This is a genomic window from Calditrichota bacterium (assembly GCA_016867835.1).
Lineage (GTDB): Bacteria > Electryoneota > AABM5-125-24 > Hatepunaeales > Hatepunaeaceae > VGIQ01.
Window position 1 is genome coordinate 1 of sequence record VGIQ01000143.1, and the last position, 6,069, is coordinate 6,069.

Here is a 6,069-nt window from a genome sequence, read left to right on the forward strand (position 1 = left end):
GAGGCATATCCTCCCCACCGTGAGCAACGGCAGGTTTGTATAATGTTGTGCCACTGATGTCGTTTGAACCCCCCCCGAACATGCAACTATTCTCCACAGCATACCAAAACAGAGACCCGTTGGGCGGAGATAAGATCCACCCAACGGGTCTGTGAAACGGCCACCTCAATTCAACTACATCTTACTTCACCAGCACAACTTTGTGAACTCCCGCAGTCTTGCCATCAACGTCCATTCCCATTAGATAGAGTCCTGCTGTAAGACCTGTCCCTTCCCACGATACGGTATGCCGGCCGGCCGGGCGATGCTCTTCTAAAACAAGCGTAAGTTCCCGCCCCGTTAGATCGAATAATGCCATCCGGACCCTGCCATTCCTTGCGAGGCGAAAGTCGATCTTCAGCCCGGCGTTAAACGGATTGGGGTAGAGCGACTCCAAGGTGAAATCCTGAGCGCGGGCTGGCGTATCCGGCAATGTCGTATGATTCGGGACATCGAGCCAGGTAAGAGCCGGCGCGAGTGCCTGCAATCGGGTTGCTGTTCCGCCATGCCCTCCTACGGCTTCGACTCCGAAGGCGAAGTATAGGGTCTTCGACCCGGTTGGCTCATCCAAACGGCGAACTCCGGCAGCAGCGTGATCCTCCCTCCTGGTCCAGCGGTGCGTGACGACGCCGTCATTGACCGGCGCAATCGCCATCGTGCGACGCTGATTCATTGCTCCGCCGGCACCCAGCATCAGGAGTCGCAGTCCCTGCCCGACCGGATCTCCAGCCACACCTTCGCAATAGATCTGATTTGTGGAGTCTTCGACGACCTCGGCGCCAAGGTAATTGCGCAAGAAGCCGGATAGCGACGGATCGCGCCCGGCCGACTGCCCGGTCAGAAGGAGATTGCCGCCCCGATCAAGGAATGACTGGAGCGCCAGACGGTCAGATTCACGCAAAATTCCCTCCCGAGCATCGCCCGTGAACCAGATCAACGTCCGAAACGGCGTCAGCCGGGCTGCCAAATCGCGTCGGGGGGCATAAACGTCGATGAACTGGTGGACGACGCCGAGGGTCGTAAGCGAACTACTCAACCATTCTGTCCGGTCCATATCTGAGACGCCATCCTTCACCAGGCACACCGCCGGCCTGCCAAGCGGAATCTGAAACAATGTGTCCGCAATCAGGGCGTGTTCGTCGTCCGATAGGAAGAGCCTCAGTCCGGCAAAGTCCAGCGGTGCATCGCCGGCGATGTCCAGCAGCAATGGTTCAGCGGTGGCAAGACGGTCGCCGACCCGCATATCGCCCAGCACAACCGATGCGCGACCTACTGCCAAATGCGGCGATGTCGTCTCGACCGAAACGCGCACCGTTCTTGCCGGCGGCGGAAAGAGGACTCCCAATCGCTCAATGGCAACCTCAACTCGTAGCGCTTCTCCCGGTTCGTAAAGCAAATCGTCGTTGCCGCGAGCGCCCCGGGCATTGTCATCAAAGAGGTCGATCTGGCGAAAGGCGATCTTCGGTATAATTCCCGGTCCGATGCCGTGCCGGCCAAACTCACCATACAGCACCCGGTCGTTAGGGGTGCCGTTGGTGAGGTCTCCGTCGTCATCGTCGCCGATCAGTATATCCGTGAAGTAGGTGAGAAAATCGTTGCCGAGCCGGTATTTCGTGAAATGGAAGAGGGAGTCGCAATAAGACGCCCCCAATACCGCACGGGTATGCCACATGGCAGCCGATATGATCCGGCTGTCGTAGTGAACCTCGCCGACTATATCCCGGGGGTAGATTAGGTTATTGTCGATGTTGCGGATGTAGCGGTTGCCACCGACCAGCCCCCCTTCGCCGAGGAGTGGTTCGTTTGTAATCGAACACGGAAAGTAGTCCGACCAGGCTTCGTTGAGTGCTCCCGACTCGCCGCGATAGGGCAATATGTCGCGGGGATAGATGTTGCCGGTTACGCCGTGGCCATACTCGTGATAGACAACATCGGCGTAGAGCGCAAAATTGTCCATCTGGTCGCCATCGCCGAAGAACATCCCATGCCCGTTCCAGAAAGCGTTGTCGTAGTTAGTGCCATACATCGCTGTCGCTGGAACAGGATAATCCATCCCGCGAAAGCCGGGATCGAGACGCTTCCAGTAGTCGTGAATGAAGTTGGTGTGCCAGTAGAGCGACCGCTCGTCGTCGCGGCCGTTGTTTCGTCCCCAGTCGATGCGCACCGGAGCGACCTGTTGCACGGCTACGCTCAGCGACGCATCTTCGCCGTCGTCGTAATTGACATCGACCCACCTGCCGCGCAGTTCGGTGTCCAGTCGAAAGGGAGCCAGTGCCGGATTTACCTCGAAGGCAAAGTTGCCGGAGGGGTCGGTGTAGGTCTCCAGACGTTCATGGAGAAGCCACTCGTGCGGGAAGGTGCGGGAATGCAGTTGATCCGAGCCGTAGAGCGGCTTGATAAGGCCGGTCACCGTGCCGCTGAGTCGCTCGTGCTCAATACGGTTCTCGGCGGCGACGGGTATTCCAGTGACAGCGTCAATGAATATTGCCGGACGATGAGAAGGGTCGGGAGGAAAGAGTTCGACTTGGTAAGCCGCGTTGAGGACGATAGTCCCATCTTCACCATAGCGCGGAAGATACCATTTCGATGCGCGGGATGAATCTATCGACTTTAGGCCGGCGGCCTGAAGAGCGGCGGTTCGGGCGTAGGTCTCGTCTATTGCATAGTGACCGGCGGTCCTGCTGCCAAAGCCTCGCGCCTTGACCTGGATGAGTTGCCCCTGACGGTTGACGACAACTATCGCGTAAGCACCATAGACCGGCACATCGTCGATGAACGCCCGCACGAGAGCGATACCGGATCCGCCTGTATGGGTGATTTGTGCAATCTTGAACCGGCAGCCCTCAAGGTCAATATCTGTGGCAGCGCGGTTGACAAATTGGAGTGCGGCAGTCGCCAGTTCATCTTCCGACGGTGCTTTACCGATGAGTGTGAACGGCTGCCCGGCGGCGAGCAGGATACATTTCGTTACCGGCGACCGGAAGGCTTGCCATGTCGCCCCGGTGCCGCTGACGGGCGGACTCCAAGGCTCGGACGAGACCGACGCAAGCCCCGCAGCGAGGTCGATCCCCGGAGCCGGCAGGTCCAATCGGTCGCTTGCGGGTTGAACGGCGGGGGAGTGATGAGCCAGTATCGCGATCAAGACGAGCGCGAAGAGGTTCCTCATGGTCGCAGTGCGAGACTCCGGCGAATAATGATCGACTGTCAATCTACAGCCGTGTGAATTCAGAAGTCGTAAAGGGCATCGGCAAGGTCGGTCCTTTCGGGTGGAGGCACACCGCGGCGCTTGTCGGCTTCCCAAATCGCTTCCATGATAGGTATTATGACCTCGGCGTCGATGTGCTCAAACATAAAGTACTTGTTGCCCCAGTAGGCGACAGGCCGGTGTGCCCGTAGAGCCCAGATCACGTCCTTCTCGGAGGGGAGTTTGCGCGATACGCGCCCGATGATCTTGGTCATCTGCGCAAACTCGTTGCGCTTGATGATGTAGTCAACGCCGGCGAGCGTGATGTAGTCGTTGGGCCGAATGAACATCGGTTGCGGTAGATCGCGGGGAATCTTCAAAGGTGATTGTCCTTAGTAAATAGACGAACAAGTATCAAATTGAGTAAACAAGCGATATATGGCGTCGTTCCCGCGAGTTGGGAACCCAGCCAAGCCAATCAGGTCTGAAGCCCCGCTGCGCGGGGATGACAAGCGTGGCATTACGCCTATTTTATCAAGAAGATACCAGGGCGATCCATTTCATCTACCTCAAATAAGTGCCCTACTTAACCTCGACATGTGCATACCGGACGCCCTCGTTTGACTTAAGGGGTGGTGTGGTTGGCAGACGAAGGCGTCTGCCAACCATAATTCAGCATCGCCGTCCGGCATTAGATACTACGAGCGCAACGTGTAAATTTCAGGTGCATTCCCTCTCACCTGTCAATTCAAGGTCCCTCGCATTCGCCAAGACCCGGCTGGCATCCGCCGCCCGCCTCACCTTAGCGTTGCTTCCCTAAATTCTCTTGTCCACGTCTGCCACTGCCCCCTTCACAGCGTCGAGGGACTTCTGCAGAGCGGCTTGCTCGTCAGCAGTCAGTTTCACCTTGACGATCTTTTCCACGCCGCGCGCCCCGATAACGACCGGCACTCCGATGAAATAGTTCCTGATGCCGTATTCGCCGTTCAGAAGCGCCGCCGCGGCGAGCAGCCGCTTCTTGTCGCGAAGGAAGGACTCGGCCATTGCAATCGCCGAATAGGCCGGGGAAAAGAACGCCGAGCCGTTGCCAAGCAAGTTGACGATTTCGGTGCCGGCTTCGCGGGTACGGCTGGCGATAGCCTCGATCCGGGCTTTCGATAGCAGTTCCGCCAGCGGAACGCCACCCACCGTGCAAAGGCGGGGTAGCGGCACCATTGTCGGGCCATGTCCGCCGAGCACAACTGCAGAAATATCTTCGACCGAGATGCCCAGTTCCATCGCGACGAAGGAGCAGAACCGCGACGTGTCGAGCACCCCTGCCATTCCACAGACCCGGCTCTTGGGGAAGCCGGTTACCTTATGGAAAGCATAGACCATCGAGTCGAGCGGGTTGGTGACAATAATGCAAAACGCCCGGGGGGCTTGCTCCCGGACGTTTCGCGCTACGTCGCTGATGATCTTGACGTTGATGTCGAGCAGGTCGTCGCGGGTCATGCCCGGTTTGCGCGGTAAACCGGCAGTAACGATGACGACGTCGGCCCCCTTGATATCGGCATAGTTCGAGGTCCCGGTCAACTCTGCGTCAAAACCGCCGACCCAGGTCGATTCGGCGATGTCGAGCATCTTGCCCCTGGTGGGACCCTCGCGGTCGGGGACATCGAGCATTACGACGTCGCCCAATTCCTTTTGTGCTGCCAGGAGGGCCAGGATCTGTCCGATCTGCCCTCCACCGATCAGTGCGATTTTCGGCCGTGCCATTGGATTTGTGCTCCTGATGTGTAATTGGGAACTCCCTCCGGCCGCATCGCCGGGGGATTTATTTCAATAGTATTAGCGGCAAATGACGGACTTCCCGGCCGGAAGTCAAAACCAACCGGTAGGTTCCCGCCGGAAGGCCGGCTCCGCCAACTGTCGGATTCCAGTTGAGAACCCGGTTGCCTGCCACTGGAGCCTGTAAAAGGTTTGTCACCAAACGCCCCTGCATATCCAACACTTGCAGGCGAGTTGCGCCACTTGGTGCCGCAAAGCGAATCTGCGTGCCGCCGTTGAAGGGGTTGGGGAACGCCTCGAGCAACAGACTGGTTTCAGGCAGCGCCCTGCTCTCATCGATCTTAACGTCAAGCGGACTGAAGCCTTCCATCACCACCGCATCGATCGTCACCGAGCCGATTACCGGCTCTTCACTGGCGGACGAGAGGGTGATCATGATCGAGAGTGAGTCGCACTCCTGAATATCCCCGGTCCAGAGCGCAATGACCTGCAGGAAGTTATTGCCGGCCGGTGTAAACTGCGCCAGTGCCGCACCGGCTTCGTCTTCGCCACGAAATCCAACCGCGACCAATTCGCCGACCATTCCGGGAGTCATTGCCGAATAATAGAGCGAAAACCGGGCTTCATCGCCGATCGCAAGAGGACCGAAGTCCTGCCAGACTATCGCTGCCTCCAGAAATTCCGAAGTAGCCAGTCGAGCGGCCCAACTGCCTTCATAAGCCGGACGAACCGGCTCGACGGATCCGAGCGGCGCCATTTCGTCGAACGAATGCCAGTTAGCCGGGTCGCTGTTCACCCACTCTTCGAAACCGCCGTTCTGAAGTTGAGCCAGCCCCGTGGAACACGCGAGCATTATCGCGAGGAGTAACGTAACGGACTTCATTCCAACTCTCCAGATATTGGAATTGATTATGCAATAGAGCGGTCGAATCCGCTCCGGTTATTCCTCAATAATGCTGACCGCACTGCGGCCACGATAGGATTCGAATACAACCCGACCGGACGATAGAGCGAACAGAGTGTCGTCCTTACCGATTCCAACGTTGCGTCCGGGGTGCACTTTGGTACCGCGCTGC

The 6,069-nt window shown here is 58.1% G+C and carries 5 protein-coding genes; all 5 read right to left on the bottom strand.

Going from position 1 to position 6,069, the window contains the following annotated elements; genetic code table 11:
* Window positions 1-181 precede the first annotated feature (181 nt).
* Window positions 182-3,205, bottom strand: coding sequence for a hypothetical protein (locus FJY67_10970; protein MBM3329969.1), 3,024 nt, complete (start codon window positions 3,203-3,205; stop codon window positions 182-184).
* A 59-nt stretch (window positions 3,206-3,264) separates the two neighbouring features.
* Complete coding sequence (locus tag FJY67_10975) at window positions 3,265-3,603, bottom strand: hypothetical protein (GenBank protein MBM3329970.1); 339 nt, start codon at window positions 3,601-3,603, stop codon at window positions 3,265-3,267.
* Window positions 3,604-4,039: 436 nt separating this feature from the next.
* Window positions 4,040-4,981 (bottom strand): malate dehydrogenase, encoded by a 942-nt coding sequence (gene mdh / locus FJY67_10980; protein MBM3329971.1) that lies wholly within the window; start codon window positions 4,979-4,981, stop codon window positions 4,040-4,042.
* Window positions 4,982-5,039: 58 nt separating this feature from the next.
* Complete coding sequence (locus FJY67_10985) at window positions 5,040-5,876, bottom strand: T9SS type A sorting domain-containing protein (GenBank protein ID MBM3329972.1); 837 nt, start codon at window positions 5,874-5,876, stop codon at window positions 5,040-5,042.
* 57 nt (window positions 5,877-5,933) lie between these two features.
* Window positions 5,934-6,069: 50S ribosomal protein L27 (locus FJY67_10990; GenBank protein MBM3329973.1), on the bottom strand; the 136-nt coding region annotated here is incomplete at its 5' end.